This is a genomic window from Falsiroseomonas sp. (assembly GCF_051859025.1).
Lineage (GTDB): Bacteria > Pseudomonadota > Alphaproteobacteria > Acetobacterales > Acetobacteraceae > Falsiroseomonas.
In genome coordinates, this window is record NZ_JBHYGL010000023.1 from 256,732 (window position 1) to 282,454 (window position 25,723).

The following is a 25,723-nucleotide window of genomic DNA, read 5'->3' on the forward strand; positions in this document are numbered from 1 at the left end:
GCCTATCCCTCCCGCACCGTCACGTCGCGGGACACGGGTTCCAGCAGCGTCTCGAAGCTCACGGGTTCCGGCACCGGGTCGGCGCGCAGCACCGCTTCCACCTTCAGCCGCAGCGCCCGGCCGAGATTCTCCTCATCCTCGATCAGCGTCACCTGCACCGCCATCAGCCGCGGCTCAAAGCGCCGGATCGTCGCCTCCACTTCCCGCGCCAGGGCCTGGCGGCGTTCCGGCACGGCATAGGCGCCGGATGTCGCGTCAGGGATCCCGTAGCCCAGCGGCGATAGCGCCAATTCCGCCAGCGCCGGCGGCAGCGGGCGGCGGCGGCGGCGCGCATTCAGCACCGCCTCCAGGTCCCGCCGCACGGCGTTCCGCAGCAGGTCGAGCGCCACGGCAGCGCTCGGCGGCGGTAGTTCCGGTGTCGCCGGGTCTGCATCCAGCAGGCGATCGAGCAGCGGCAGCCGCGCCCGTTGCACCGGGTGGCGCGATCCGCCGCCAGGGCGTGAACCGCTCAATCGAACACCAGCGATGTGGCGCTCGCGATCGGCGCCGCTTCCTCCCCCGCCAGCAGCACGCGCTGGCCGCGGCCGCGCACGGGCCCGGCATCCTCCGTCCAATCCGTCGCACGGCCGAGCTTGAGGCCCACATCCGCCTCCGGCCCCGGATAGAGCGCGGGCATGAACACCACGCCTTCCGTGCCGTCCTTCAGCTCGATCATCGTGCGCCGCCAGTAGAGGTCGCGCGGCCGGCGCGGCGGGTCGAAGGAAAGCGACCGCACCCGCTCCACCGGCACCAGCATGTGGTCGCCCGCGGTGGTCAGGACCTCGAACTCCGCGGCCATCAGATCATCCGCATCGCGGAGATCGTCGAAGGGCGTGTCGCCGGCCTTGCCGGGCGTGCGGGGGCGCAGCGCCTCCACCTCCGCCGCCGCATCCGCCGCGCCGGCCAGGTCGCCGGCGCGCAGCGCGATCCGGGCGCGCAGCGCCGCCTGCTGCGCCGGCGTCGCATCATCGCCCTGGTATTTCGGCGCGCGGCCTTCGCGCAGCACCTGGCCGCGCACGACTTCCGCCCGCAGCAGCCGGCGGAATTCAAGGACGGCGGGATTGGGTTCATGCAGCGCGGCGGCGTCCAGCATCCGGTCGGCGCGCTCCGCCTCCCCGCTGAACAGCAGAAGCTCCGCCAGCAGCCAGCGGGCATCGGCATCGGCCGGCGCGGCCTTCACCGCGGCGGTGGCGGCGGCCAACGCCGCGGCCAGGTCTCCGGCACGGAAGGCATCCCCTGCGGTGGTCATCGTGTCTTCTTCCCTGGGGCTGTCATCGGTTAGGCCGCCACGCGGCGGGGGGCGAATTCGGTGACGAGGCGGAAGGCCGCGCCGACCTCGTCCAGCTGATGGTGCGGCTGCAGGTGGATGGTGCAGCCATAGACGCCGGGCTTGCCGCGGCGCTCCCGCACCTCGATCTTCGCGTCCAGCAGCGGATACTTCGCCGTCACCTCCGCGCCGCCGGAGCCGAGCCCGCTGACGAAGCGGTTCAGCCAGTTCTGCAACTGCCGCTCCACCTCCTCCGCCTCCCGCCCCGAACCCACCATGTCGCGCCCCATCAGCTTGATGCAGTGCGCGAAGCGACTGACGCAGAGCAGCGAATTCACCTGCGTGGACAGGCGCTGGTTCGCCTCGGCGATCGCGGTGTTCATGCGGGGCGGGCGATGGAGGGAGGGTAGCGCGCCGAAGCTTGCCTCCGCCTGCGCTTCCAGCGCGGAAAGCGGCACCAGGCGGCCATCGCTGATCTGGCGTTCCTGTTCATCCGTCAGCGCCAGGTCCAGCGGGGGCCGCGGCGGCGGGCCATGCGGCGGGTCGGAGGCGAAGCGTTCCCAGGCCAGGCCATCGACAACGCCGCCTGCCGCATCCTCCTGCGGCTCCGCGCCCCGGACCTCCCCGGGCCAGCCGAAGCGTTCGAAGGCGCGGATGGCGACCGCGGCCAGCGCATAGACCGGCGTGGTCCAGACCCGCTGCGCCGCACCGGCGGCATGGCCGCGATAGCGGAAGCGATCGGCCCGCGCGCCATCATCGGCCCAGGGCGCGCGCGCCAGCACGCGCGGCAAGGCGACGCAGAGGAAGCGCATGTCGTCCTGCGCCGCCGCATTCCGCCAGCGCGCATGTTCGGGCCCCTGCAGGACGCTCGCGATGTCGAAGGCGGGCCCGGCATCGGCGAAGGCGTCGAGCCCGACGAGTTCCGGCGAGGCTGCCAGCACGATGGGCGTGAAGGCCGCGGCCGCCACGCCGGCCAGCGCCGTCAGCGCGCCGACATCGTCGGTGGGATGGGTGGGGGAGGGGAGGTGGCGGATCTCGTAATCCGCCGCGATCAGCCCGAAGGGCTCGCCGCCGGCGGTGCCGAATTCCTCCTCATAGACCTTGCGGAACATCTGGCTCTGGTCGAATTCGACGGCGCGTTCCAGGTCGCGGCAGATCTCCGTCCACCGCGCCGTCAGCAGCTTCACGCGGATGCGCCCGCCGCCGCCCGCCATGCGGTCCACCAGCCAGGCAAGGCCGCGCCAGGAACCCTCCAGCCGCCGCAGCCTTGCGGCGTGCAGCACGGCATCGAGTTGCGTGGAGAGCATCTGGTCGATCTTCGCGATGTCGCGATCGATCGCGCCGCGCAGCGCCTCCGCCGGCTGTTCATCGCGCGCGATGGTGGCCAGGCGCGCTTCGCCGAACCAGTCGCGCAGGACGCAGCCGGCATCCTGCGACGCGATCAGCGTGGCAAGCGCGCCCCCGGCCGCGCCATCGGCGCGGCCGAAGAACCGTCCGGTGAGGACCGCCTCTCGCAGCGGCGGCGGCGCGGCCTCCGCGGGCATGATCGGCCGTCCTGTTCCGGGGTCAGGACTTCTGCGGAATCCGCGCGACCATGCGCATGGAGGTGGAGAGTTCCTCCATCTGCAGCCATGGGCGTAGATGCGCGACGGCGTTGTAGACGCCGGGCTTGCCCGGCACCTCCTTCACCTCGATCTGCGCTTCCCGCAGCGGATACTTGGCCCGCGATTCCTGGCCTGCGCCTTCCATCGGGTTGACGTAGTTCTGGATCCAGCGGTTCAGCCAGGTCTCGCAGTCTGACGCTTCCATGAAGGACCCGATTTTGTCCCGGGCCATCACCTTCAGGAAGTGCGCGAAGCGACTGGTTGCCATCAGGTAGGGCAGGCGGGCGGAGATGGCGGCGTTCGCCGTCGCTTCCGGCCTGTCGTACTTCTTGGGCTTCTGCACGGATTGCGATCCGAAGAACACCGCATAATCCGTGTTCTTGTAGTGGCAGAGCGGCAGGAAGCCGAGGGCGCTGAGCTCCGCTTCCCGCCGGTCGGTGATGCCGATCTCGGTCGGGCACTTCGCATCCGCATCGCCGTCGTCGGAGGTGAAGACATGGTTCGGCAGGTTCGCCACCTTGCCGCCGCCTTCCGCGCCGCGGATCGCGGTGCAGAAGCCGTACTGCGCGAAGGCATCGGTCAGCCGCGCCGCCTTCACATAGGCCGCGTTCATCCAGCAGTATTCGTTGTGGTTCATCGACTTCGCGCTGCCATCGGCATTGCGCGGCGCTTCCTCATACGCGAACTCCTCCACCGGCTTGGTGGCGGCGCCATAAGGCAGGCGGGCGATGACGCGTGGCATGACGAGCGCGACGAAGCGCGAATCCTCCGTCTCCCGGAACGACCGCCACTTGGCGTATTCCTGCGTCTCGAAGATCTTCGCGAGGTCGCGTGGCTTCGACAGTTCGCGCCAATCCTCCATGCCGAACATGCCGGCGCCGACGCCGGAGATGAAGGGCGCGAAGGCGCCGGCCGCGACGTTGGAGATCAGCCGCAGCGTCTCCACATCATCGGGATGGGCGGTCCATTCGTAGTCGCCGACGATGGCGCCGTAGGGCTCGCCGCCGGGCGTGCCGAACTCGTTCTCATAGAGCTTCTTGAACAGCTGGCTCTGGTCGAACTCCACCGCCCGCTGCAGGTCGCGGCTGATGTCCTTCTTGCTGGCCTGCAGCATCCGGATCTTCATGCTGGTGCCCGTCTCGCTGTTGGAGACGAGGTAGTGCAGCCCGCGCCAGCTGCCTTCCAGCTGCGTGAAGCGGGGATGGTGCATCACCGCGTTCAGCTGTTCGCTGACCTTGGCATCGATGGCGGCGATGGCGCGGTCGAAGGTCTGGGACAGGTTGCGGCTGAAGGTGACGGTGCCCTTCAGCGCTTCCTCGGTCAGCGCCTTGATCAGTTCCTGCGCGCGGTCGCGTTCCGTCTGCTTCGTCGCGCCGATGACCTGGTCGAGCAGGCCGAGGCCCGTCTCCTCGGTCGTCGTGCCGGCGGCGCCGGGCTGTGACTGGGTCGAGCTCATCGCTCAGCCCTCCTTCTTGTCGAGGCCGAGTTCGGCCGACAGCGCATCCAGCTTCGACTTGTCGTTCAGCACCTGTTCCAGCAGGCCTTCCAACTCCTCGGAGCGATCGACCTTGCTCATGAGGTCGCGGAGCTTCGCGCGCGTCTCGAGCAGCGCCTTCAGCGCCGGCACCTGTTCCGCGACCTTCGCAGGGTCGAAATCATCCATCGACTTGAACTTGAGGTTCACCGCCATCTGGCTGCCATCGCCGGCCAGGGTGTTGTCCACCTTCAGGTTCAGGCCGGGCGCGATGCGGGCCATGACGTCGTTGAAGTTGTCGCGGTCTATCTGGACGAACTTCCGCTCCGCCAGCGGCTTCAGTGGCTCCGCCGGGTCGCCGGCATAGTCGCCCATCACGCCGACGACGAAGGGCAGTTCCCGCACGATGGCGGCGCCTTCCGTCTCGACCTCATAGGTAATGTGGACGCGCGGCTTGCGCACCCGCGCCAGCTTGTCATGAACGCTCGTCATGGCTTCTTGCCGCCCCTTGTTCGTTCCTGCCCTACTCCGCGCCACGCCGCGCCGGATGCGCAGGCGTTGTCGCGGAAGGACGAATTCTGTCCGGCCACCTTAGCCCAGCGGCTGACGGGGGCGTCAACCATGCCGGGCAGCAGTATGGCCCCTGTTCCCGTGATGCGCGTTTCGCGTGTTTCACCACGGCGCCCGCCGCATCGTCATTCCGTCGCTTCCGGCCTGATGCCAAGGCGGGAGAGCATGGCATGGCGCGCCTCCTCATCCGGCATGATCTCCGCCAGCAACTCCGGCAGTGACATCCGCCCGCGCCGCACCGCTTCCTCCAGCGTGTAGGCCAGCGGGGAATGCGGTTCCGTCGCGCGAAAGAAATCGGCGATGCGTCCCAATTCGCGCAGCGCGTCCTCCCGCGTGCGAAGGGCGCCACCACCACCACCACCACCGCCCGCGGCGGCCATGGCAGGCGCGGGGCCATCGACGGTGCCGGTCGCCACGACATCGATCACGGGCGATGCGTTCGCCTCTTCCGGCCCCAGCAGCCGGCGCGTCACCTCGATGATCCGCTCGACAATCACGGACACGTTGCGGGTGGAGGGCGATTCGCTGCCGAAGCGGCTCTCCGTCACTTCCTCCATCGCGCGCCATTCATCGAGCGCGGCGACCGCCGATGCCGCGACACCGGCGAGGAAGCCGCGGTCCAGCCTTGCCTCGGCCTCCAGCGTCGCCAATTCCGGCACGCCCGCATCGCGGCGCGCCTGGCGCCGTTCGTCGTTCAGGATGCCGTCCGTCTCCTCCGCCTGGTCCCACTGGTAGAGGCCAAGCGGCGACCCATCGGCACGACGGAACAGCGGCAGGCGGCGCAGCGGCTGCATGATGGTGCCGTCCACGCCAGCGCCGGCCAGGCCACCGATGGGCGAGGAGCGGCCGTCCAGCCCCTCATCATCCGGCAGCGGGAAGGCCGAGTCCCAGAAGCCGTCGCACAGGCCGCGGATCAGCGCCGCGCTGGCGGCAAGCCCATCCAGCCCGTGATGACGCACCACCGCCTCCGACAGCCAGGATGCGATCTCCAGGTCCTTGCTGCGCGACGACAGCGCCTCCGCGCCGATGCGGGCGACGTCGCGCCATGCCTCGGCGACCGGCGCATCGGCATCGCCATCGGCATCGCGTGCCCGTTCCTCAGCGCGCGCCGCGGCGCGCGCGTCGCGCAGGCGCTGATACGGTGAGGAGGGCGAGTAATCCGCGCGCAGATCCTCGCCCGCTCCACCATCGCCATGGTCGAGCGGCGCGAGCAATATCTCGATATCGATGGGATAGCCCGTCATGTCGTTCTTATAGCCCCGCCCCGCCGTGACTTTTGTGTTGCGCTGTTTCGCGCTGCTAGTTTCGCTCTGGACCCGCAACTGCGCGTTGTGGATGCTGTCGACGGTCAGCCTGCCATCGGCCGGCGACGCGGACCAGCAGGTTTTTCGCCGGCACGGCTGAGGATAACAATCGAATGGTCGCAGTCGATCTCAAATCCGTTGTCGGCCGGCTGAGTGAGCTTGGCCGCCGGCAACTGGAAGCCGCGGCGGGCCTCACGCTGTCCCGCAGCCACTACAATGTGGAAGTCGAGCACGTCCTGCTGAAGCTGGTGGAGACGGCGGGCAGCGATATCGCCGCCATCCTGCGGAAGCGGGAAGTCGATGCCGGCCGCGTCGGCGCGGAACTGACCCGCGCGCTGGACCGTCTGCGCACCGGCAATGCGCGCGCCCCCGCTTTGTCGCCCGATATCGTCACCTGGCTGCGCGAGGCCTGGCTGATCGCATCCCTCGAAGCCAATGCCTCGCGAATCCGCAGCGGACATCTGCTGGCCGCGCTGCTGTCGGATGATGCACTCGCTCGCGCGCTGAAGGATAGCAGCCCCACCCTCTCCGCGCTGCCGGCCGATGCGATCCGCCGAAACCTGGTCGAACTGGCCGCGGGCAGCGAGGAAGGCGCGCAGGCCGAAGCCGCTGCCGCTGCGGCACCTGGCGGCGCGGCGCCCGCCAGCGATGCACCGCGCGGTGGTGGCCCGCTGGAGCAATTCTGCACGGACCTGACAGCGCAGGCGAAGGCGGGGAAGATCGACCCCATCCTCGGCCGCGATGCCGAGATCCGGCAGATGGTCGATATTCTCACGCGCCGCCGCCAGAACAACCCGATCCTGACCGGTGAGCCCGGCGTGGGAAAGACGGCGGTGGTGGAGGGCCTGGCCCTGCGGATCGCCTCAGGCGACGTGCCGGCGGCGCTGAAGAACGTGAAGCTGATGTCGCTCGACCTCGGCCTGCTGCAGGCCGGCGCCGGCGTGAAGGGCGAATTCGAAAACCGCCTCAAGGGCGTGATCGACACGGTGAAGGCATCACCGACCCCGATCGTCATGTTCATCGACGAGGCGCATACGCTGATCGGCGCCGGTGGGCAGGCCGGCCAGAACGATGCCGCCAATCTCCTGAAGCCGGCCTTGGCGCGCGGCGAATTGCGCTGCGTCGCCGCCACCACCTGGGCCGAGTACAAGAAGTACTTCGAGAAGGACGCCGCGCTCACCCGCCGCTTCCAGGTCGTGAAGGTGGAGGAACCGTCGGAGCCGCTGGCGATGGCGATGCTCCGTGGCCTGGTGAAGACGCTGGAGAAGCACCACGGCGTGCGCATCCTCGATGAGGCGATCGAGGATGCGGTGAAACTCTCCGCGCGCTTCATCCCCTCCCGCCAGTTGCCGGACAAGGGCGTCTCCCTGCTCGACACCGCCTGCGCCCGCGTGGCGATGAGCCAGGCCTCCGTCCCGGCGCCGGTCGAGGATCGCGTCCGCCGGATCGAGCTGGTCACGACGGAACTCGGCGCCATCGGGCGCGAACTTGCGACCGGCGCCGACCACGCCGCGCGCATCGCGGTGCTGGAGGCGGACCGCGCCAAGGCGCAGGAGGAACTGGATGCGCTGAATGCGCGGTGGGAGCAGGAGAAGGCGCTCGTCGCCCGCATGCGGGACCTCCGCGCGCGGGCGGAAAGCGCTGCGCTGGACCTCACCCCTGGCGCGCCGGCCGAAGACCAGGCCGCGATCCGCGCCGAACTCGCGGAAGCCGGCGCGGCGCTGAAGGCGCTGCAGGGCGAGGAGCCGCTCGTGCATCCCGTGGTGGATGGCCAGGCCGTGGCCGAGGTGGTCGCGACCTGGACGGGCATCCCGGTCGGGCGCATGGTCTCCGACGAAATCAGGACGGTGCTGAACCTGAAGCAGAAGCTGATGGAGCGCGTCGTCGGACAGGACCATGCGCTGGACGCGATCGCGCAGGCGATCCGCACCAGCCGCGCGGGGCTGACCGATCCGCGCAAGCCCATCGGCGTCTTCCTGATGGCCGGCACCTCCGGCGTCGGCAAGACGGAGACGGCGCTGGCGGTCGCGGATCTGCTCTATGGTGGCGAACAGAACCTGACAGTCATCAACATGAGCGAGTTCAAGGAGGAGCATAAGGTGTCGCTCCTCATGGGCTCGCCCCCCGGCTATGTCGGCTATGGCGAAGGCGGCGTGCTGACCGAAGCCGTGCGCCGCCGTCCCTATTCCGTCGTGCTGCTGGACGAGATGGAGAAGGCCCATCCCGGCGTGCAGGACGTGTTCTACCAGGTCTTCGACAAGGGCCAGATGAAGGATGGTGAAGGGCGGGACATCGATTTCCGCAACTGCGTCATCATCATGACCTCCAACGCCGGCACCGACACCATCGCCAAGCTCTGCGCGGATCCCGACACGGCGCCGGACCCCGAGCCGCTGCGCGATGCACTGCAGCCGGACCTGCTGAAGGTGTTCAAGCCGGCCTTCCTCGGCCGCTGCAACACCGTCATCTACTACCCGCTGGCGGATGAGATCCTGAAGAAGATCTGCATCCTCAAGCTGCGCAGCATCGGCAAGCGGGTGATGGAGAATTACGGCGTGCCGCTGGTGTTCGAGGACAGCGTGCCGGAGACCATCGTCTCCCGCTGCAAGGAAGTCGAAAGCGGCGCGCGCAACATCGACAACATCCTCAGCCGGACCCTGCTGCCCGAACTTTCCTCGGGCATCCTGGCGCGACTGGCGGAGGGGCAGGAGATCACCCGGGTGCAGGTCGGCGTCGATGATGCTGGCGGCTTCCGGTACGACCTCGGTTAAGCGCCCCGCGGCCGAGGCAGACCGAGGCGGGGACGGCCAACAATGCAGCAGCGAAGGAACGGACCATGGCGGTTTTTGTGAAATACGGCGCGCTCAAGGGCGAAGCGACGGCGACCGGCTACAAGGACTGGGCAGAGGTGAACAGCTTCCAGTGGGGCGTCGGCCGCGGCATCTCCTCCGGCGTCGGCGGCGGTTCCAAGCGCGAAGCCACCGCGCCGAGCGTCAGCGAGATCGTCGTCACCAAGACGATGGACGCCTTCTCGCCCCTCATCCTCAAGGAAGCGATCGGCGGCAAGGCTTCGAAGGTCGAAATCCACATGACGCAGACCGACGAAAGCGGGAAGCACATCGCCTACCAGAAGTACATCCTGGAGAACACGCTGGTCAGCGGCTACAGCATCAGCAGCGGCGGCGACCGGCCGAGCGAGTCGATCTCGTTGAACTTCTCCAAGTTCGACAGCGAGTATCTGAAGATCGACGACAAGTTCAAGGCGGAGACCACGGGCCATGTGATCTACGACCTGGCCATGGCGAAGTCCGGCTGAACGGCCCGGTGCCGGGGGCGACCCCGGCGCTTCCCCTGCCTCCGCAACGCCGCGCCACCCTGGCGCGGCGTTGTTGCGTTCAGCGGGGCACCACCGCGATCGGGAAGCTCCGCAATTCGCGGCTCGCGGTGCGGAAGACGGCGTCCTGGCTGTGCTGCTTCTCCCGCGCCAATTGCGGCACGCGGCGCATCACCCATTCGCCGAGCGCCAGCGCGCTGACCCGGCCTTCCCCATCCGTCGCGGCGCGGCCTTGCAGCGCCTCCCGCACCGCATAGGCGAAGACGCCGTTGCGATCGTCGTAGCTGTCCAGCGCTTCCTGCACGCTGGTCGATGCGGCCAGAAGGAAGCGCCCCGTCTCGTTCCCCAGTGCGGAAAGCTGGTCCATCGTCAGCTGGCCGGCATGGCAGGTGTCCAGCAGCAGCAGCCCGTCCCGCGCGCGGATTCGGGCGATGGCGGCCACCAGCTGCGAATCCTCGATCCCCTGCCTCCGCAGCGTGGTCCAGTTGCTGGTATCCGTCACGTCATGCGGCAGGAACAGGAAGCGCTGGTCGGGTTCCGTGCGCACGCCATGCCCGGCGATGTAGAGGACGAAGGTGTCAGTCGGCAGCGTTGTGCGCGCCACCTCCTCCAGCGCGTCCATCACGCCGCGGCGCGTCGCCTGGCGGTCCCGCAGCACGGTCACGCGCACGTCGCGGAACAGCGTGCCGGCGCGGGCACGCAGCGTATCCGCCACCGCTTGCGCATCCGGCACCGCGTAGTTCAGGTTCAGCGCCGCATTCGCGTATTCATTCACCCCGATTGCCAGAACGATGAGGCGTCCCGCATCCGCCGCGGGCTCCGGCTCCCCGGCCCGGCGGACATCGAGGGCAGGGCCCTCCGCGAACAATGCGCGGTCCTCCGCATAGAGCCGCGTCGTCACTCGGTTGGCGCCTGCGTCGAGCGGTACCTCCGCCTGCAACTGTCCGGCCGTCGCTTCCGCCCGCACCGCGATGCGATCATTGACCAGCACGTCGAGCGGACCGAGGCCGAGGCCGCGATCGGTAACGGTGAAGCCGAGCCGCAGCGCGGTGGCGCCCGTGGGAAGGCTGCGCGCATCCCATGCGACGGGCGTGCAGCCCTCGGGCGTCACGGCGCAGGCGCTGCGCGGTGCCAGCACCGGCAGGCGTCCGACGCGGGCGCGCAATTCGCCTAGCTGCGCCAGACGTTCGCGCGCAGGTGCGCCATCCCCCGCGATCCGCGCGCGCACGGCGGCGGGGGCGTAGAGCGCGCGATACGCCTGCTGGAAGCTGGCCCATTCCGGCGTCTGGGCGCGGCCGCCATTCAGGTGCAGGCCGACCAGTTCCTGCCCGCCATTGGCCGCGTGGTCGAACAGCCCCTCCGGCGTCCAGAGCACCCAGCGCAGCGACTGCGCGTGGATGAACAAGGCGGCCTGTTCCACGATCCGGCCGGCGCCGATCCGCCACCATCGCACGGTGCCATCGCCCAGCGCGCCCACCGCCACGTCACCGGCGATGGTCAGCCCCCAGACCGCACCGGGAACGGGGAGGGAGGCGATGGCGCGACCGCCCGCATCGAACAGCCGCAGGCTGTTGTCGGTGCCGATGAGCACACCCGCATCATCCGAAAGCAGCGCCGCGCTGCGGGAGAATTCGCCATCGCCGAGCCGCAGCGGCACCTGGCCGATTCGCGGCCGGTTGGAGTTCCGCCAATCCGCGAGCGGCAGGCGGGCGCTGCCGGTGCGGGCCAGCGCGAAGCCGGCGCCGTCCCCCGCATCCCGCGCCAGCGCGCCGGCCAGCGAATCGAACATCAGCGGCGCATCGCCCGGCCGCAGCGCGATGCGAAGCCGCGTGCCATCGGCGGAGGTGGCCAGCGCGGCGCCGGTGTTGCGGAAATCGGCGCCGGGCGGCCGCGGTGCGATCGCCAGCGTGCCATCCGGCGCGACGCGCCCCCAGCCCGGATCGGCGGCGGCATAGGCCACGCCGCCGGTCGGCAGCGGGATGAGTTGCGCGATGGCATCGCGCGCTGCGGCGATATCGCTGGACGGGCCCAGGCCGAAATCGGTCCAGCGGCGGATGACGAAGTCGCGCCGCGCCTCCGCCGAACCGGCGGAGGATCCCGGCGCCGCGATGCCACGCGCGCCGGGCGCGGGCGCGCTCCGCCGCGCATAGCCGGCGGCATGCAGCTGCACGCCGCCGCGGCCATCATGCGCCCAGGTCACGGCGGGCAGGCCTTCCCCGGCCAGCCCCGCGACATCGGGTGCGAAGATGCTGCGCAGGTCGCTCGCGGCCATCACCTCCACCCGCAACCGATCCTCGAAGCCCAGCGCCAGCAGCGCGCCATCGGGCGACCAGGCGAGGCCGAAGGGCCGCGCCCCCTGCACCGGGGCGCGATCCGCGGTCTTCCGCCCGGCGCGGTCATAGACGCGCAGCCGCCCATCGGCGCCGCTCGCTGCCAGGCGTTCGCCGGCGGGGTCGAAGGCCACCATGCGGGCGGGGCCGGTGAAGCCCGTATCCTCCCACAGCGGCGTGCCGCTGCGCGCATCCCACACGCGGATGCCAGCCCGCCCGCCCAGCGCCGCGGCGACGCGGCTTCCATCGGCGGAGATGGCGAGGTGCTGCACCGGCGCCGGTAGGCCCGGCAGCCGCGCCACCAGGCGGCCATTGGTGGTGTCGAACAGGTAGATGGCGAAGCTGCGGTCCCAGGCGGCACCGGTCCAGCCCGCCACGAAGGCCCGGCGCCCATCCGGGGTGAGCGCGACGGCGTAGAGCTCCCCCTCCGCCTCCGTCCCGATCGGCGGGCGCAGCACCGCGCGCAGCGTGCCATCGGGCAGGTCCCAGAGCCGCAGCGTCTTGTCGTCGGAGACGCTGGCGAGGATCCGCCCCTCCGCATCTGTCGCGAGCCTGGCGACGGGCGCGGTATGGGCCGCGGCCTCGACGCGCAGGAAGGGCTGCTGGGGTGGCTCCGGCGCCGCCTGGGCGACGGCGCCGCCGATGCCGGCCAGCAGGAGAAGGGCCGCGGCCGCCAGACCGCGCATGGTCAGCTCGCCAGTTCGAAGCCCGCGCCCTGCGCGAGGCGTTCGGTGTTGTCGAGACTCTGGGAGAAATTGTCGCGCCGCGCGATGTTGCTGGCGGCGAGGGATCGGAAATCCGTGCTCGTATTGGCGCTGGGCGGCGGCGGCGCGGCACCGAGGTTGCGCGCTTCCGGGAAGGCGCTGGCCGGCGCGTAGCCGCGCACGCCCGATGCCGTCTCCACCATCGTGAAGCCATTGGCGGCCGGGCGCAGCGTCACCGCTTCCCGCGCCGAGATCTGCGTCACTTCCGGCGCATTCGTGTCGGGGCGCAGCTTCAGCGCGACGCTGCTGCGGGCCTGCACCGGCACGGCGCGCGACACGCGGGCGCCGGACATCACCTGGTCCTTGGTGCCGGGGGCGATATTCTCGATCGCCACGTCGAATTGCTGGCCGCGTTCGCCGATCTTGTCGTTGATGCTGCGGGCCAGGGCCAAGTCGCGCTGCGTGCGGGCGCGCACACCGGCCAGCTGAGCTTCCGCCTGCGGGCGCTGCAACTGCCCGGCGCGGAAGGCCTCGCGGATTCGCTGCGCGGTGCCGAACCGGCAATCCATCAGCTGGGTGTAGGCGATCCAGGTGCGGTCGAGCTGCGCATTCTCCGCCGCCAGGTCATTGGCGACTGCCGTGCTGAGCGATGCCTGGTCCTGCGCCTGCTGCTGGCGGGCGGAGAAATAGCCCGCCGTACCGCCCACCACCGCGCCGCCAACGGCGCCGATGGCCGCGCCGGCCGCAATGTTGCGCCCGCGCCCGCCGGATGCGGCGGCCAGCAGCGCGCCGAGCGCCGCGCCGCCGACCGCGCCGATTGCGGCGCCGCGGATCATCTCCTCGCCGAAGAAATTGCCGGTGCTGTCGAGGGCGACGACCTGCGCGCGGCAGGCATCCGTCCCGTCATCCGCGCCGATGCGGCCTTCCCGCGTGCTGACGCAGGCGGTCAGCATCGCTGCCGCGGTGAGCATGGCGATGCTGCGTTGCAGTCTGCCGCGCCGCGGGGTGTCCACCGTGGAGATCAGCGGGAGGGAAAGCGAAGCGGGGATGGTGGACATTGCGCTGCCTTCGGTAACCGACTGTTTCGGGAAGGCTACCAGCCCTTCCGCCGCGCTGCCATCCCGGAATGCGACCGGCGCAGCATGGCGCAACACGCGACACGAAGCAGGCCTTGCTTTCGCATCCGCAGCGGCGTGTCTATCCTGGTTCGCGACGCGATCCGGTCCTCGGCACCACGGGGAACGCAACGGAGGGCCTGGCCGGCATGCAGCCTCCCCGACTACTGACCATCAAGTCACCCCTCGGGGACGGTGCGCTGACCGTGATCAAGCTCAGCGTGACCGAGGAGCTGGGGCTGCCCTATGCGATCGAGGCCGAGGTGCTTGCGCCGGGCGCCATCATGCCGCCGGAGAAACTGCTGAACCAGGACGTCACCATCACCGTCACGCAACGCGGGCCGAGCCCGCTGGTACGCCATTTCCACGGCGCGGTAGCGGAATTCCGCAAGCTGGCCCCCGGCGCGGCGGGGCGGATGACCTATCGCCTTGTGGCGGTGCCGCATCTCTGGCGCCTTGGCCTGCGGCGCAACTGCCGCATCTGGCAGGATCAGTCGGTGCGGGACATCGTGACGGCCGTCCTGAAGGATCACGGGCTGCCGGCGCCGACCTGGAACATGGTGGAGGTCGAGCCGATCCCCTACTGTACCCAGTTCAATGAAACCGACCTCGCCTTCGTCTCGCGCCTGCTGGAGGAGCACGGCCTCACCTACTACTTCAAGCACGCCGAGGGCCGGCACGAGCTGTGCGTCGCCGGCGCCGCCACCGCCTTCCCGCAGGATGAACGTGGCGACATCATCGCCCATCACGGCGAGGGAAGCCTCGACACCTATGGCGGCTGGCGACGGATGAACCGCGTGCGCGGCGTGATGACGCGCCTCGACGACATGGATCAGGAACGCAGCAAGCCGTCAGAGGTGCTGACCAAGTCCCGCCCCACCCGCACCTACTTCGAGGAACCCACGATGCCGGCGGCGGGGGAGAATTTCTTCTGGCCCGGCGGCATGAGCACGCGCCCCGGCCTCAACCCCGCCGAGGTGTCGATGACGGACCAGGAGGCGCGGAGCGAGGAATACGGCGCGACCTCCATCGACCCCCGCAATGCCGCCGGCAACCGCGTCGCCATCGCCGTGAAGCTGGAGGAGGGCAGCGTCCGCAGCCGGCAATACGTCATCACCGGCGTGCGGCACGAGGCGGTGGATACCTCCGGCCTCGTCGCCGGTGCCGGTGGGGAGGAAAGCTACCGCTCGGCTCTCTCCCTCGTCTTCGCCGGGCGTCCCTGGGCCCCGCCGCCGCGGCATCCGCGCCCTGCCATGCCGGGCATGCACTCCGCCAAGGTGACCGGCCCGGCGGGCGAGAAGATCCATGTGGACGAATTCGGCCGCATCAAGGTGAAGTTCCGCTGGGACCGCTGGGGGAAGGATGACGACACCTCCTCCTGCTGGGTGCGCGTCATGCAATCCGTCGCGGGAAGCTGGGGCGGCGCATGGACCCTGCCGCGCGTGGGGGATGAGGTGCTGGTGGCCTTCCTGGATGGCGATCCGGACCGGCCCGTCGTCGTCGGCTCCGTCTACGGCAAGGATTCGCCGCCGCCCTTCAAGCTGCCCGCCAACAAGACACAGACAGGCTACGTCACGCGCAGCTACAAGTCGGACAGCGCGGCCGATGCCAACATGCTGCGCTTCGAGGACAAGAAGGGCTCGGAAGAAGTCCTCCTCCATGCCCAGAAGGACCTGACGGTCGAGGTCGAGAACGACGAGGAACGGACCGTCGGCCATGACCAGACGGAGACCGTGCAGAACGCCCGTACCGTCACCATCAAGGATGCGGACGACAAGCTGACCCTGGAAAAGGGGAACCGCAGCGACACGATCAAGATGGGCAACGACACCCTCTCGATCGACACCGGCAACCGGTCCACCACGCTGAAGATGGGCAACGACACGACGGCGCTGAAGATGGGCAATCTGTCCATCAAATGCGACCTCGGTGCCGTGACGATCGAGGCGATGCAGAGCATCACGCTGAAGGTGGGACAATCCACCATCGTGGTCGACCAGACCGGCGTCACCATCAAGGGAATGATGATCCAGACTGAGGCGCAACTCCTCCACAAGCTCAAGACCCTCATGCTGCAGGAAAAGGCGGATGCCCTGGTGCAGCTTGAGGGCGGCATCGTGATGATCAACTGACCATGGCCGAGACCCTTCCCAAGCTGGCCTCCCCGCTTCCGCCGCTGCTCGCGCGGCTGGAGCTTGAGCCGCCGGCGCTCGCGATGCTCGAAGGCCTGGCGACGGCGGCCGAGGGCATCGTCAGGCTCGAAGCCGCGGGGCTGCGGAACGAGGCTGCGCGGCTGGCTGCCCATGCGCTGCCGAAGCGCGAAGCCGTGTGGTGGGGCTGCATGTGCGCCCGCGGCGTTCCCGACCCCGCTTTGCTGCCCGTGGACGCCGATGCGCTGCTCGCCGCGGAAGCCTGGGTGCGCAAGCCGACTGAAGAAAATCTGCGCCGCGCCGCAATGGAAGCCGCGCAGCGCACCGCCTTCCGATCGCCGGAGGCCTGGGCCGCCGTCGGTGCCTTCTGGTCCGGCGGCAGCATGGCCCCCGCGGGCCAGCCCGTGGTGCCGCCGCCGGATCACCTGACCGGCGTCGCCGTCAGCGGTGGCGTGGTGCTGGCCGCCGTGCGACTGCGCCCCGAACGCGCGCAGGACCGCCTGGCGCGCTTCCTGGCCGCGGCGCGCGACATCGCGGCCGGAGGCGCCGGGCGCATCGCGCCGGAGGAGAATTGAGATGCCAGGACCCCCCGCCGCCCGCATCAGCGACATGCATCTCTGCCCGATGGTGACGCCCGCGCCCGTGCCGATCCCGCATATCGGCGGCCCGATCCTGACCGGCGCGCCCACCGTCATCACCGGCAAGATGCCGCAGGCGCGAATCAGCGACATGTGCATGTGCGTCGGCCCGCCCGATGTCATCATCAAGGGCAGCGCCACCGTGCTGGTGTGCAAGATGCCCGCCGCGCGCATCGGCGATAATTGCGCGCATGGCGGGGCGATCGTGATGGGGTTCCCCACCGTGCTGATCGGCGGCTGAGGCGACGATGGCGGAGATCACTCTTTCCGTATTGCGCTGCCCCGATGCGGTGGTGCCCGAACAACGCCGCGCCAGCGGCGGGGAGATGAGCCTCGGCCGAGGCGCCGAATGTGACTGGGTGCTGGCGGACCCGGACCGCGTGCTGTCCAAGAAGCATTGCGTGCTGGAGTTCTTCGGCGGCGGCTGGCAGATCCGCGACACCTCGACCAACGGCACCTTCGTCAACCACGCGCAAGCGCCGGTGGGGCGGGACCAGGTCAAGCCGCTGATGGATGGAGACCGCCTCAGGCTCGGCAGCTACGAGATTGAGGTGCGGATCGTGGACGCACCGGCCGCCGCGGGTGGCTGGGGCGGCGCGGCGGATCCTTTCGCGTCCCAGGGGCGGGACAGTTTCGCGCCGCAGCCGCGGGACGGTTTCACGCCGCAGCCGCGGGACAGTTTCACGCCGCAGCCGCGGCAGGCTTACGCCGCGGAGCCCGAGAACCCCTTCGCGGCCCCCGCACAGCGCTTCGATGCCGCGCCGCTGCCCGGCATGACGCCACCGGCGCCGCGCGGGCTGCTGCCCGACGATTTCGATCCCTTCGCCGACAACGCCGCGCCGATGCCGGACCACGCGCCCTCCACGGCGGAGGCCTTCATGGTCCCGCCGTCGCGCCCGGTCGGGAAGGCGATGATCCCGGATGACTGGGACCTCGGCCTGACGCCAGCCGCGCCGCCGCCTGTCGCGATCCCGCCCGTGCTCGCCGCCAATCCCTTCGCGGAAGCGCCGATGGCCCCGCCGCCGCCCATCACGGCGCCGCTGCCCGTCCCGCCCGCGCCTCAGCCCGCTGCGATGCCGGGTGACGCCGCCGCCGCCCTCGCGGCGCTGTTCGATGGCGCCGGCCTGCCCCCCGCCATGGCTGCGCGCGCGCAGCAGGATCCCGATGCCGCGCTGCGCGCCGCGGGCGCCATGCTGCGCGCCGCCGTCGCGGGGCTGCGCGCCCTGCTGATCGCGCGGGCCGATGTGAAGCGCGAATTCCGCATCGAGCAGACGATGCTGCGCGCCACCGACAACAACCCGCTGAAATTCGCGGCGACCGAGGAACAGGCCCTCGCCGCGCTGCTCGACCCGCGCTCTCCCGCGCTGCGCGCGGTGCAGGAGACGGTGGATGACCTGACGGCGCACCAGGTGGCCGGCCTGGCGGCGACGCAGGCCGCGGCTCGCGCGCTGCTGGAACGCCTGGCGCCCGCATCGCTGGAAGCGGAAGACCCGGGCGGCGGATTGCTGCCCGGCGCGAAGGAGAAGCGGCTGTGGGAAGCCTACAGGCGCCGCCACGCGCAGCTCGTGGACCAGTTCGAGGATGATTTCGACAGCGCCTTCGGGAAGGCTTTCGCCCGCGCCTATGAACAGGCGACGGGCAAGCGGGACCGATGACGCGTTCGCCGTGCCGCGGCACGGCCGATAGGGGATGACGTAAGCGGATGGTCTGGCACGACAAGGTGGTCTGGCAGGAGGGCATGTTCCTCCGCGCGCAGCACTTCCAGCAGCAGGACCGGCACATGGAGCATCTGCTCCAGGCGCGGGCCGCACCGCTGCGCCCGCATCCCTGGGGCGTCACGGAGTTCGCGCTGGATCGGGACCTGCTGGGCGCGGGGCGCTTCGCGCTCTCCGGCGCGGCCGGCGTGATGGAGGACGGCACCCCCTTCGCCATCCCAGGCACCGCTGATGCTCCCGTACCGCTCGATCTGCCGGAAGGCACGCGCAACTGCGTCATCTACCTGGCGCTGCCGCTGCGCCAGGCCGGCAGCCCTGAAGTCGCAGCGCCGGATGCGGGGCCGGAGGCGATGCGCGCGCGCCACACGCTGCGCGCCTTCGAAGCCTTCGACACGCATTCCGACAGCACCATGCCGGCGGAGCTTTCCATCGGCAAACTCCGCATGCGCTACATGCTGGAGACGGAGGAACGCGCGGGCTATGCCTGCCTTGGCCTGGCGCGCGTCGTGGAAGTGCAGGCGGATCGCCGCGTCGTGCTCGACGAACGCTTCATCCCGCCCTGCCTCCGCATCTCCGCCGCCTTCGTGCTGAACAATCTGGTGGCCGAACTCGTTGGCATGCTGGGGCAGAGGGGTGAGGCCCTGGCCGCGCGGCTCGGCCAGCCTGGTGCGCAGGGCGTCGCGCAGGTTTCGGATTTTCTCCTGTTGCAGACGGTGAATCGCTGGCAGCCGCTGATCGCGCATTGGGCGGATGCGGGAAACGTCCACCCGGAATCACTCTTCGCCGCGCTGGTGCAGCTGGCGGGCGAACTCGCTACCTTCACGGCGCCGGACAAGCGCGCCACCTCCTACCCCGCCTATCGGCATGACGATCTGCAGCGCAGTTTCGCTCCTGTTGTCGCGGACCTCCGCCGTTCGCTGTCGCAGGTGCTGGAAACCAACGCTGTCGCGATCCCGCTGCAGGACAGGAACTTCGGCGTCCGCGTCGGCGCCATCACCGATCGTAACCTGCTGCGTGCGTCGCAATTCGTGCTGACGGTCGCGGCGGACCTTCCCGGCGAGCAGATTCGCAGAATCTTCCCGAACCAGGTGAAGATCGGCGCGGTCGAGCATATCCGCGAACTCGTCAATGTGGCGCTGCCCGGCATCGCGGTGCGGCCGCTGCCCGTGGCGCCGCGGCAGATCCCCTTCAACGCCGGCGCGGTCTATTTCGAGCTCGATCGGGGCTCCCCGCATTGGCAGCAGATGCAGTCCTCGGGTGGCTTCGCCGTGCACGTCTCCGGTGAATTCCCGAATCTGCGCATGGAGCTCTGGGCGATCCGGGCATGAGCGATAATCCCTTCTCCGAACCCGACGACAGCGACCGCACGGTCGTTCGCGGACCAGCCGGTTCGCCACCCCCGCCACCGCCGCGCGCATCAGCCGCGCCGGCCGCGCCGCAGCCCATGGCGCCGCGCATGGCCGGGGAGGCCGATGCGCTGCCCAAGGTCGGCCTCTCTCCCATGGCCGCCGCCGCCGCGCCGCTGCTTGACCTGCTGGCGCGCATCGGCGCCGGGCCGCAAGCCGCGCAGGTGCAGAACCCGGAGGAGTTGCGCGAACGTGCCATGCGCGCGCTGAAGGCGTTCGAGGGCGAGTGCCGCGCGATGGATGTCTCGCCCGACCAGCTTCGCGCCGCGCATTACGCGTTGTGCGCCGCGCTGGACGATGTGGCGCTGGCCACGCCCTGGGGGCAGGCGAGCGGCTGGGCGACGCGATCCCTCGTCTCCTCCTTCCACCAGGAAGTGCGCAGCGGCGAACGCTTCTTCGACCTGCTCGCGGGGATGCAGAAGGACCCCGGGCGCTACCTGAACGCGCTGGAGATCTGCTACCTCTGCCTCGCCTTGGGCCTGCAGGGCCGCTACCGCCTGGCGCCGCGCGGCCATGCGGAGCTGGATCGGATCCGGGAGGGTCTCTACCAGCTTCTCGTGCAGCTTCGCGGGAACTGGGAACGCGATCTGTCGCCGCGCTGGCGGGGTGTCGATGCGCCGCATCGCGGCCCTGGCCGCAGCGTGCCGGCCTGGGTCGCCGGCGCCGTCGCCGTGGCACTGCTGGCCTTCGGCTATGTCTTCGTCAGCGACAGCGTGAATGCGAAGGGCGATGACCTGCAGGCGCGCCTGGCGCAGCTGCCGCCCGGCGCGCCGCCCGCCATCGATCGCACCGCGCCGCCCGTGCCGCCCGCGCCCCCGCCGCCACCGCCACCGCAGGCAGAACCCGATCTGATCCAGAAGGTCCGCACCTTCCTGGCGCCGGAGATCCAGCAGGGGCTGGTCGTGGTGGAAGGCGATGCGGGGCGTCTGCTCGTCCGCATCGCGGGGCGCGGCATGTTCCCCTCCGGCAGCGCCAGCGTGGAGGCGAATTTCGTGCCGCTGCTCACCCGCATCGGCCAGGCGCTGCGCACCGAACCCGGGCGCGTCATGGTGCTCGGCCATTCCGACAACCAGCCCATCCGCACCGTGCGCTTCCCTTCCAACTTCGCGCTCTCCGCCGCGCGCGCCGAGGCGGCGAAGGACATCATCGCGGCCGCCACCGGCGCGCCCACGCGCTTCACCGCCGTGGGCCGCGCGGATACCGAACCGCTGACGACGAACGCGACGCCGGAGGGGCGGGAGACCAATCGCCGCATCGAAGTGGTCCTGATGCGGGAGGGCCGCTGACATGAAGGCCTTCCTCACCATCCCCGCCATCGGCGGCCTGGTCGGCGCCCTGCTGCTGGTGCCGGTGATCTGGCTGTTCGCACCGGTGTTCCTGGGCATCGAGGCGCTGTGGCTGCTGGCCTTGCTGGCCGCGCTGCCGGTGCTTGTCTGGCTGGTCGTGATGATCATCGTGGTGCGCCGCCGCGCCGGCCGGGATGCCGCGCTGGTCGCCGGCGCCACCGAATCCCGCGCCGCCGAGAACAAGGCCGCTGCCGAAGCCTCCGCGGAGGAAACGGCCGTCGCGGGCCGCCTGGCGGAGGCGCTGGGCGCGCTGAAACAGGCCGGCGGCGGCAAGGGTGGCTACCTCTATGAACGGCCCTGGTACGTCATCATCGGCCCGCCGGGCAGCGGCAAGACGACGGCGATCCAGAACAGCGGGCTCGATTTCCCGCTGGCGGCGGGGCGCGTCGCCGGTGTCGGCGGCACGCGCAATTGCGACTGGTGGATCGCCGAACAGGCGGTGCTGATCGATACCGCCGGCCGCTACACGACGCAGGACAGCGATGCGAATGCCGACAAGGCGGGCTGGGAACGCTTTCTTCAGTTGCTGCGCAGCCAGAGGCCGAAGCAGCCCCTGAATGGCGTCGTCGTCGCCTTCGGCGCGGACATGATCAGCCGGCTGGACGCCGCGCAACGGGACCAGCACGCGCAGGCCGTGCGGCGACGAATCCGGGAGCTGGAGCAGAAGCTCGGCCAGCGCCTGCCGGTCTATCTGCTGGTCAGCAAGGCGGACCTCGTCGTCGGATTCTCCGAATTCTTCGATGATCTCGACAAGGAAACCCGCGCCCAGGTCTGGGGCGTGACCTTCCCCGCCCAGGCGGGGCCAGAGGGGCACGCCGGCAAATTCGGCGACGAATTCGCCGCGCTGGTGAAGCGGCTGCAGGACCGGCTGCTGGAGCGGTTGCAGGCGGAGCGTGGCCCGGAACAGCGCGCGCGCATCGGTGGCTTCCCGGCGCAGTTCGCCTCGCTGGAAGCGCCGCTCGGGGCCTTCGTCAACGCGGCCTTCGGCGGATCGAAGCTCGACCCCGCGCCCTTCCTGCGCGGCATCTACTTCACCTCCGGCACGCAGGAAGGCACGCCGATCGACCGGCTGACGGGGGCGCTCTCCCGCGCCTTCGGGCTCGATCCGCGGCGGCCCGCCGCCATCATGGGGCAGAAGGGGCGGAGCTACTTCCTCGGCCGGCTGCTGCGCGACGTGGTGTTCAACGAGGCGCGGCTGGCGGCGCTGGATGGGGGCCAGGCGAAGCGCGGACGCCTGGTGCAGATGGGTGCCTGGGCCGCGGCGCTGCTTCTCGTGCTGGGCGGCGGCGCCTGGGGCTTCATGGCGATGAATGCCGAAGGCGCCCGCGCCGCCCGCCTGGCGGAGGCGCTGGGCCGCGCGGAGCAGGCCGCGCAGGGCCTGCCGCTGGATCGCGTGATGGCGGCGGATGAGTTGCCGCGCGTGGTGCCCTACCTCGACGCCGTGCGTGCCCTGCCGCCCTCCGCCCGCGCGGATGGCGCGCTGCCCGGCCTCAGCCAGGAAGCGAAGCTGATCGAGGGTGGCGAGCTTGCCTACAAGCGCGCGCTGGACCGCGTGCTGCTGCCGCGCCTGCTGGCGCGGCTGGAGGCGCAGATCCGCTCCGGCATGCAGCGCCCGGACTTCCTGTATGAGGCGACGCGCATCTACCTGATGCTCGGCCGCCAGGGCCCGCTGGACCGGGCACTGGTCAAGGAATGGATGGCGCTGGACTGGCAGCAGAGCTTCCCCGGCGCGGTGGCGGCACCGGTGCGGGATGCGCTGGCGGTGCACCTGGATGCGATGCTGGCGGGCGATTTCATCACCTACCCGCTGGATGGCGCGCTGGTGGACCAGGCCAGGCGCATCTTCTCCCGCCTTCCCATGGCGGAGCGCCTGTATTCGCGGCTCCGCACCAGCGCGGGCAGCGCGCCCGCCTGGAAGCCGGCCGACAGCCTCGGCCCCGCCGGGCAGCGCTGGTTCGCGCTGGCGTCGAACCGCCCGCTGGCGGAGGCGCAGGTGCCCGGGCTGTTCACGGTGGAGGGTCTGCATCGCGGCCTGCTGCCGCGCCTGCCTTCCGCGATCATCGAAGCCGCGAGCGAAAGCTGGGTGCTCGGCCCGGAAGCCGCCGCGGGGCTCGCCGGCGATCCGCGCCAGCTCGAACAGGCGGTGCTCCGCCTCTATGCGGAGGATTACGCCCGCGCCTGGCAGGCGGTACTGGCGGACCTCGTGCTGCCGCCCTTCCGCAACCTGAACCAGGCGTCGGAGGCGCTGAACCTTCTCGGCGCGCCCAACTCCCCCATCCGGGACGTGCTCCGCAGCGCGGCGCGGCAATTGTCGCCGGGCACGCCGCCCGACCCGCCCGGTGGTGCGGCGGGCGCTGCGGCGGCGGGCGCGGCCCAGGCGGCGGCACAGGCGGCTGCCGGCTCCGGCGGGCGCATCGCGGCGGCGCTGGGCGCGGCCGCGCAGCCTTCCTCCGCCGCGCCGGTCGCGACGGTGGTGGAGGAGCGGTTCCGGCCGCTGCGGGAAGCCTCGGGCCAGCCGCTCGATGCCACGCTCCAGATCGTCAACGACCTCTTCGTCCAGGTGCAGCGCCTGGCCAGCGCGCCGCCCGGCACGGTGCTGCCGCCGGCCACGGGGCTCGACCCCGGCCAGCGCCTTTCCGCGGAAGCGGCCAGGGCGCCGGAGCCGCTGGGGCGGTGGCTGCAGGCCATGTCCGCCTCCACCGCCAATGCGCGGTCGGGCGGCGCGCGGGCCAGCATCGCCGCGGCGGGCGGCCAGGCGCTTGGCCCCTTCTGCCGGGGGCTGGAGACGCGCTTCCCCTTCCGCCGCACCGTGGACGCGCCGGAGATGCCGCTGGACGACTTCGTGCGCCTCTTCGGCCCTGGCGGCGTCTTCGACCAGTTCTTCGCCCAGCATCTGAGAAACTTCGTGGACACGACGCAGCGGCCCTGGCGCCTGGTGGCGGCGGATGGGCTGGCGCCGCCGATCTCCCCGGCGGACCTGATGCAGTTCCAGCGCGCGGCGGCCATCCGGGACGGGTTCTTCCCCTCCGGCCTGGTCGGTGCCGCCATGGGGCTGCGGTTCGAGCTGCTGCCCCAGGGCATGGACCCCGGCGCCACCGGCGCGACGCTGGAGGTGGAGGGCACGCGCGTGCCCATCGCCCGCGGTGCCGTCGCCGCGCGCCCGATCCCGATGATCTGGCCGAGCCGGGGGGGCGTGACGCTGACCTTCGATCCTGTGCCCGTCACCGGCAATCAGATCGCGACGGATGGCGCCTGGGCGGCGATGCGCTTCGTCTCCCGCGGGCAGCTGACGCAGATCGGCGCGGCGGGGGACCGGTTCCGGCTGCGGATGGTGCAGGGGGAGCGCAGCGCGGAGTTCGAGCTGCGCGCCTCCTCCGTCATCAACCCCTTCGCGCTGCGGGAACTGGCGGAGTTCCGCTGCCCCGCCTTGCCGGCACAATAGCCATGGCGACGGGGCTCTATGGCAAGCTGCCAGCGCATGGCGATTTCGTGCGCCGGGGGCTGCCGGACGGTTTCCTCGGCCCCTGGGATGGCTGGCTCCAGGCCGGCATCGCCGAGGCCCGTGATGCGCTGGGCGATGGCTTCCCCGCCGCCTGGGCCGCCGCCCCCGCCTGGTGCTTCCGCCTGCCCGCCGGCGCCTGCGGGCCGGATGCCGTGGCCGGCGTGCTGGTGCCGAGCGAGGATCTGGTGGGTCGGCTGTTCCCGATGACCCTCGCGCGCCCTTTGCCGCCAGCGGAGGCCGCGCCCGGCGCCGCCTGGTATCCCGCGCTGGAGCAAGCCGCGCGGCTGCCTGGCCAGGACGCCGATGCCCTGCTGGCCGCCATCGCCGGCATCCCCCCCGGCGAGGATGACCCGCCCGGGGAAGGTTGGTGGCGCCTGGATGGCGCGCGGTGGGACTGGCCGGCCCTGCCGCCGCCCGCCTTGTTCCGCGTCCTCGCGGAGGGCGGCGGATGAGCGTGACCCTGGCCGGCGAGGCCGTGACCCACCCCGGCACCGTGCGCCCGCGCAACGAGGATGCCTTCGTCGACCGCGGCGATATCGGCCTCTGGGCCGTCGCCGATGGGGCGGGCGGGCATGGCGCGGGCGATGTCGCCTCCGCCGCCGTGGCGGAGGCGCTGCGCGATCTGCCGGCGGGGCTTTCGGCGGCGGAGTTGCTGGCGCAGGTGCGGCTGCGGATCGGCGCCGTCCATGCCGCGTTGCAGGCCAGGGCGGCCGAGGCTGGGCCGGGGCGGATCATCGCCACCACGCTGGTGCTGCTGCTGGCCCGCGGCGGGCATTATGCCTGCCTCTGGGCCGGCGACAGCCGGGCCTATCTGCTGCGCGACGGGGCCTTCACCCGCCTGACCCGCGACCATTCGCTGGTGCAGGATTTGGTCGATGGCGGCGTGATCGACGAGGAAGCGGCGGAGGGCCACCCGCAGGCCAACGTCATCACCCGCGCGGTAGGCGGGCAGGGGGGGCTGGAGTTGGACAAGGTCAGCGCCCGCTTCGCCGCCGGCGACCTGTTCTTCCTGTGCAGCGATGGCGTCTTCAAGGCGGTGCCGGAAGCCGAGATCGGCACCATGCTGGCGGCCGGGCAGGGGGCGGCGGCGGTGATCGAGGCCGCGCTGGCGCGCGGCGCGCGGGACAATGTGACGGCGGTGGTGGTGCGGGCCGGCGCCGGTTTTTAGAAATACTGCGGACTAAGGGGTTTTAGCACCTTTAGCACCGATTCAGCGGTTTCCGGG

Annotated in this window: 19 protein-coding genes; 11 read left to right on the plus strand and 8 right to left on the minus strand. The window is 70.9% G+C overall.

Features of this window, described 5'->3' with window-relative positions:
* Positions 1-2: 2 nt before the first annotated feature.
* The 6 genes from tssE to tssA form a co-directional block, all read right to left on the minus strand.
* Positions 3-473, minus strand: a complete 471-nt coding sequence (tssE, locus tag ACTIE5_RS19370; RefSeq protein ID WP_439551356.1) for a type VI secretion system baseplate subunit TssE — start codon at positions 471-473, stop codon at positions 3-5.
* Positions 474-508: 35 nt separating this feature from the next.
* Positions 509-1,288: a type VI secretion system accessory protein TagJ gene (locus tag ACTIE5_RS19375; protein ID WP_439551357.1), complete on the minus strand. Its 780-nt coding sequence runs from the start codon at positions 1,286-1,288 to the stop codon at positions 509-511.
* A gap of 29 nt (positions 1,289-1,317) precedes the next feature.
* Entirely contained in the window at positions 1,318-2,850 is a 1,533-nt protein-coding gene (tssC, locus tag ACTIE5_RS19380) for a type VI secretion system contractile sheath large subunit (protein ID WP_439551358.1), read from the minus strand.
* Positions 2,851-2,872: 22 nt separating this feature from the next.
* A complete protein-coding gene (tssC, locus tag ACTIE5_RS19385; RefSeq protein ID WP_439551359.1) occupies positions 2,873-4,366 on the minus strand; it encodes a type VI secretion system contractile sheath large subunit in 1,494 nt (497 codons plus the stop codon).
* A 3-nt stretch (positions 4,367-4,369) separates the two neighbouring features.
* On the minus strand, positions 4,370-4,876 hold the full coding sequence (gene tssB / locus ACTIE5_RS19390; protein ID WP_092958817.1) for a type VI secretion system contractile sheath small subunit: 507 nt from the start codon (positions 4,874-4,876) through the stop codon (positions 4,370-4,372).
* A 203-nt stretch (positions 4,877-5,079) separates the two neighbouring features.
* Complete coding sequence (tssA, locus tag ACTIE5_RS19395) at positions 5,080-6,198, minus strand: type VI secretion system protein TssA (RefSeq protein ID WP_439551360.1); 1,119 nt, start codon at positions 6,196-6,198, stop codon at positions 5,080-5,082.
* 173 nt (positions 6,199-6,371) lie between these two features.
* Between tssA and tssH the strand changes: the two genes are divergently transcribed.
* Both tssH and ACTIE5_RS19405 read left to right on the plus strand, forming a co-directional pair.
* Positions 6,372-9,029, plus strand: a complete 2,658-nt coding sequence (gene tssH, locus ACTIE5_RS19400) for a type VI secretion system ATPase TssH (RefSeq protein WP_439551361.1) — start codon at positions 6,372-6,374, stop codon at positions 9,027-9,029.
* Positions 9,030-9,094: 65 nt separating this feature from the next.
* Positions 9,095-9,574: an Hcp family type VI secretion system effector gene (locus tag ACTIE5_RS19405; RefSeq protein WP_439551362.1), complete on the plus strand. Its 480-nt coding sequence runs from the start codon at positions 9,095-9,097 to the stop codon at positions 9,572-9,574.
* Positions 9,575-9,653: 79 nt separating this feature from the next.
* Here the strand turns inward: ACTIE5_RS19405 and ACTIE5_RS19410 are convergent, their stop codons facing one another.
* Both ACTIE5_RS19410 and ACTIE5_RS19415 read right to left on the minus strand, forming a co-directional pair.
* Positions 9,654-12,608 carry a caspase family protein gene (locus ACTIE5_RS19410; RefSeq protein ID WP_439551363.1) on the minus strand — a complete coding sequence of 985 codons (2,955 nt, stop codon included), beginning with the start codon at positions 12,606-12,608 and terminating at the stop codon, positions 9,654-9,656.
* A 2-nt stretch (positions 12,609-12,610) separates the two neighbouring features.
* Positions 12,611-13,684 (minus strand): hypothetical protein, encoded by a 1,074-nt coding sequence (locus tag ACTIE5_RS19415; RefSeq protein ID WP_439551364.1) that lies wholly within the window; start codon positions 13,682-13,684, stop codon positions 12,611-12,613.
* Positions 13,685-13,890: 206 nt separating this feature from the next.
* On the opposite strand from ACTIE5_RS19415, the gene ACTIE5_RS19420 reads away from it, so the two are divergent.
* From ACTIE5_RS19420 to ACTIE5_RS19460, 9 genes are read left to right on the plus strand one after another with little or no spacing between them, the layout of a single operon-like run.
* Positions 13,891-15,873, plus strand: a complete 1,983-nt coding sequence (locus tag ACTIE5_RS19420; protein WP_439551365.1) for a type VI secretion system Vgr family protein — start codon at positions 13,891-13,893, stop codon at positions 15,871-15,873.
* 2 nt (positions 15,874-15,875) lie between these two features.
* Entirely contained in the window at positions 15,876-16,466 is a 591-nt protein-coding gene (locus ACTIE5_RS19425; protein ID WP_439551366.1) for a DUF6931 family protein, read from the plus strand.
* Between the two features lies 1 nt (position 16,467).
* Entirely contained in the window at positions 16,468-16,770 is a 303-nt protein-coding gene (locus ACTIE5_RS19430; protein ID WP_439551367.1) for a PAAR domain-containing protein, read from the plus strand.
* A 7-nt stretch (positions 16,771-16,777) separates the two neighbouring features.
* Positions 16,778-18,184, plus strand: a complete 1,407-nt coding sequence (gene tagH, locus ACTIE5_RS19435; RefSeq protein ID WP_439551368.1) for a type VI secretion system-associated FHA domain protein TagH — start codon at positions 16,778-16,780, stop codon at positions 18,182-18,184.
* A 47-nt stretch (positions 18,185-18,231) separates the two neighbouring features.
* A complete protein-coding gene (gene tssK / locus ACTIE5_RS19440) occupies positions 18,232-19,572 on the plus strand; it encodes a type VI secretion system baseplate subunit TssK (protein ID WP_439551369.1) in 1,341 nt (446 codons plus the stop codon).
* Complete coding sequence (tssL, locus tag ACTIE5_RS19445) at positions 19,569-20,936, plus strand: type VI secretion system protein TssL, long form (RefSeq protein WP_439551370.1); 1,368 nt, start codon at positions 19,569-19,571, stop codon at positions 20,934-20,936. The genes tssK and tssL overlap by 4 nt, the downstream gene beginning before the upstream one ends.
* A 1-nt stretch (position 20,937) precedes the next feature.
* Entirely contained in the window at positions 20,938-24,438 is a 3,501-nt protein-coding gene (gene tssM, locus ACTIE5_RS19450) for a type VI secretion system membrane subunit TssM (protein ID WP_439551371.1), read from the plus strand.
* Positions 24,439-24,440: 2 nt separating this feature from the next.
* Positions 24,441-24,950: a type VI secretion system-associated protein TagF gene (gene tagF, locus ACTIE5_RS19455; RefSeq protein WP_439551372.1), complete on the plus strand. Its 510-nt coding sequence runs from the start codon at positions 24,441-24,443 to the stop codon at positions 24,948-24,950.
* Positions 24,947-25,666, plus strand: a complete 720-nt coding sequence (locus tag ACTIE5_RS19460) for a PP2C family protein-serine/threonine phosphatase (protein WP_439551373.1) — start codon at positions 24,947-24,949, stop codon at positions 25,664-25,666. The genes tagF and ACTIE5_RS19460 overlap by 4 nt, the downstream gene beginning before the upstream one ends.
* Positions 25,667-25,723: the final 57 nt, after the last annotated feature.

What these genes read in the sequence shown, in the direction of transcription:
- ACTIE5_RS19375 (WP_439551357.1), bottom strand. Translation starts at nt 1,288, where the DNA reads ATGACCACCGCAGGGGATGCCTTCCGTGCCGGAGACCTGGCCGCGGCG.
- tssC (WP_439551358.1), bottom strand. Translation starts at nt 2,850, where the DNA reads ATGCCCGCGGAGGCCGCGCCGCCGCCGCTGCGAGAGGCGGTCCTCACC.
- tssC (WP_439551359.1), bottom strand. Translation starts at nt 4,366, where the DNA reads ATGAGCTCGACCCAGTCACAGCCCGGCGCCGCCGGCACGACGACCGAG.
- tssB (WP_092958817.1), bottom strand. Translation starts at nt 4,876, where the DNA reads ATGACGAGCGTTCATGACAAGCTGGCGCGGGTGCGCAAGCCGCGCGTC.
- tssA (WP_439551360.1), bottom strand. Translation starts at nt 6,198, where the DNA reads ATGACGGGCTATCCCATCGATATCGAGATATTGCTCGCGCCGCTCGAC.
- tssH (WP_439551361.1), top strand. Translation starts at nt 6,372, where the DNA reads ATGGTCGCAGTCGATCTCAAATCCGTTGTCGGCCGGCTGAGTGAGCTT.
- ACTIE5_RS19405 (WP_439551362.1), top strand. Translation starts at nt 9,095, where the DNA reads ATGGCGGTTTTTGTGAAATACGGCGCGCTCAAGGGCGAAGCGACGGCG.
- ACTIE5_RS19410 (WP_439551363.1), bottom strand. Translation starts at nt 12,608, where the DNA reads ATGCGCGGTCTGGCGGCCGCGGCCCTTCTCCTGCTGGCCGGCATCGGC.
- ACTIE5_RS19415 (WP_439551364.1), bottom strand. Translation starts at nt 13,684, where the DNA reads ATGTCCACCATCCCCGCTTCGCTTTCCCTCCCGCTGATCTCCACGGTG.
- ACTIE5_RS19420 (WP_439551365.1), top strand. Translation starts at nt 13,891, where the DNA reads ATGCAGCCTCCCCGACTACTGACCATCAAGTCACCCCTCGGGGACGGT.
- ACTIE5_RS19425 (WP_439551366.1), top strand. Translation starts at nt 15,876, where the DNA reads ATGGCCGAGACCCTTCCCAAGCTGGCCTCCCCGCTTCCGCCGCTGCTC.
- ACTIE5_RS19430 (WP_439551367.1), top strand. Translation starts at nt 16,468, where the DNA reads ATGCCAGGACCCCCCGCCGCCCGCATCAGCGACATGCATCTCTGCCCG.
- tagH (WP_439551368.1), top strand. Translation starts at nt 16,778, where the DNA reads ATGGCGGAGATCACTCTTTCCGTATTGCGCTGCCCCGATGCGGTGGTG.
- tssK (WP_439551369.1), top strand. Translation starts at nt 18,232, where the DNA reads ATGGTCTGGCACGACAAGGTGGTCTGGCAGGAGGGCATGTTCCTCCGC.
- tssL (WP_439551370.1), top strand. Translation starts at nt 19,569, where the DNA reads ATGAGCGATAATCCCTTCTCCGAACCCGACGACAGCGACCGCACGGTC.
- tssM (WP_439551371.1), top strand. Translation starts at nt 20,938, where the DNA reads ATGAAGGCCTTCCTCACCATCCCCGCCATCGGCGGCCTGGTCGGCGCC.
- tagF (WP_439551372.1), top strand. Translation starts at nt 24,441, where the DNA reads ATGGCGACGGGGCTCTATGGCAAGCTGCCAGCGCATGGCGATTTCGTG.
- ACTIE5_RS19460 (WP_439551373.1), top strand. Translation starts at nt 24,947, where the DNA reads ATGAGCGTGACCCTGGCCGGCGAGGCCGTGACCCACCCCGGCACCGTG.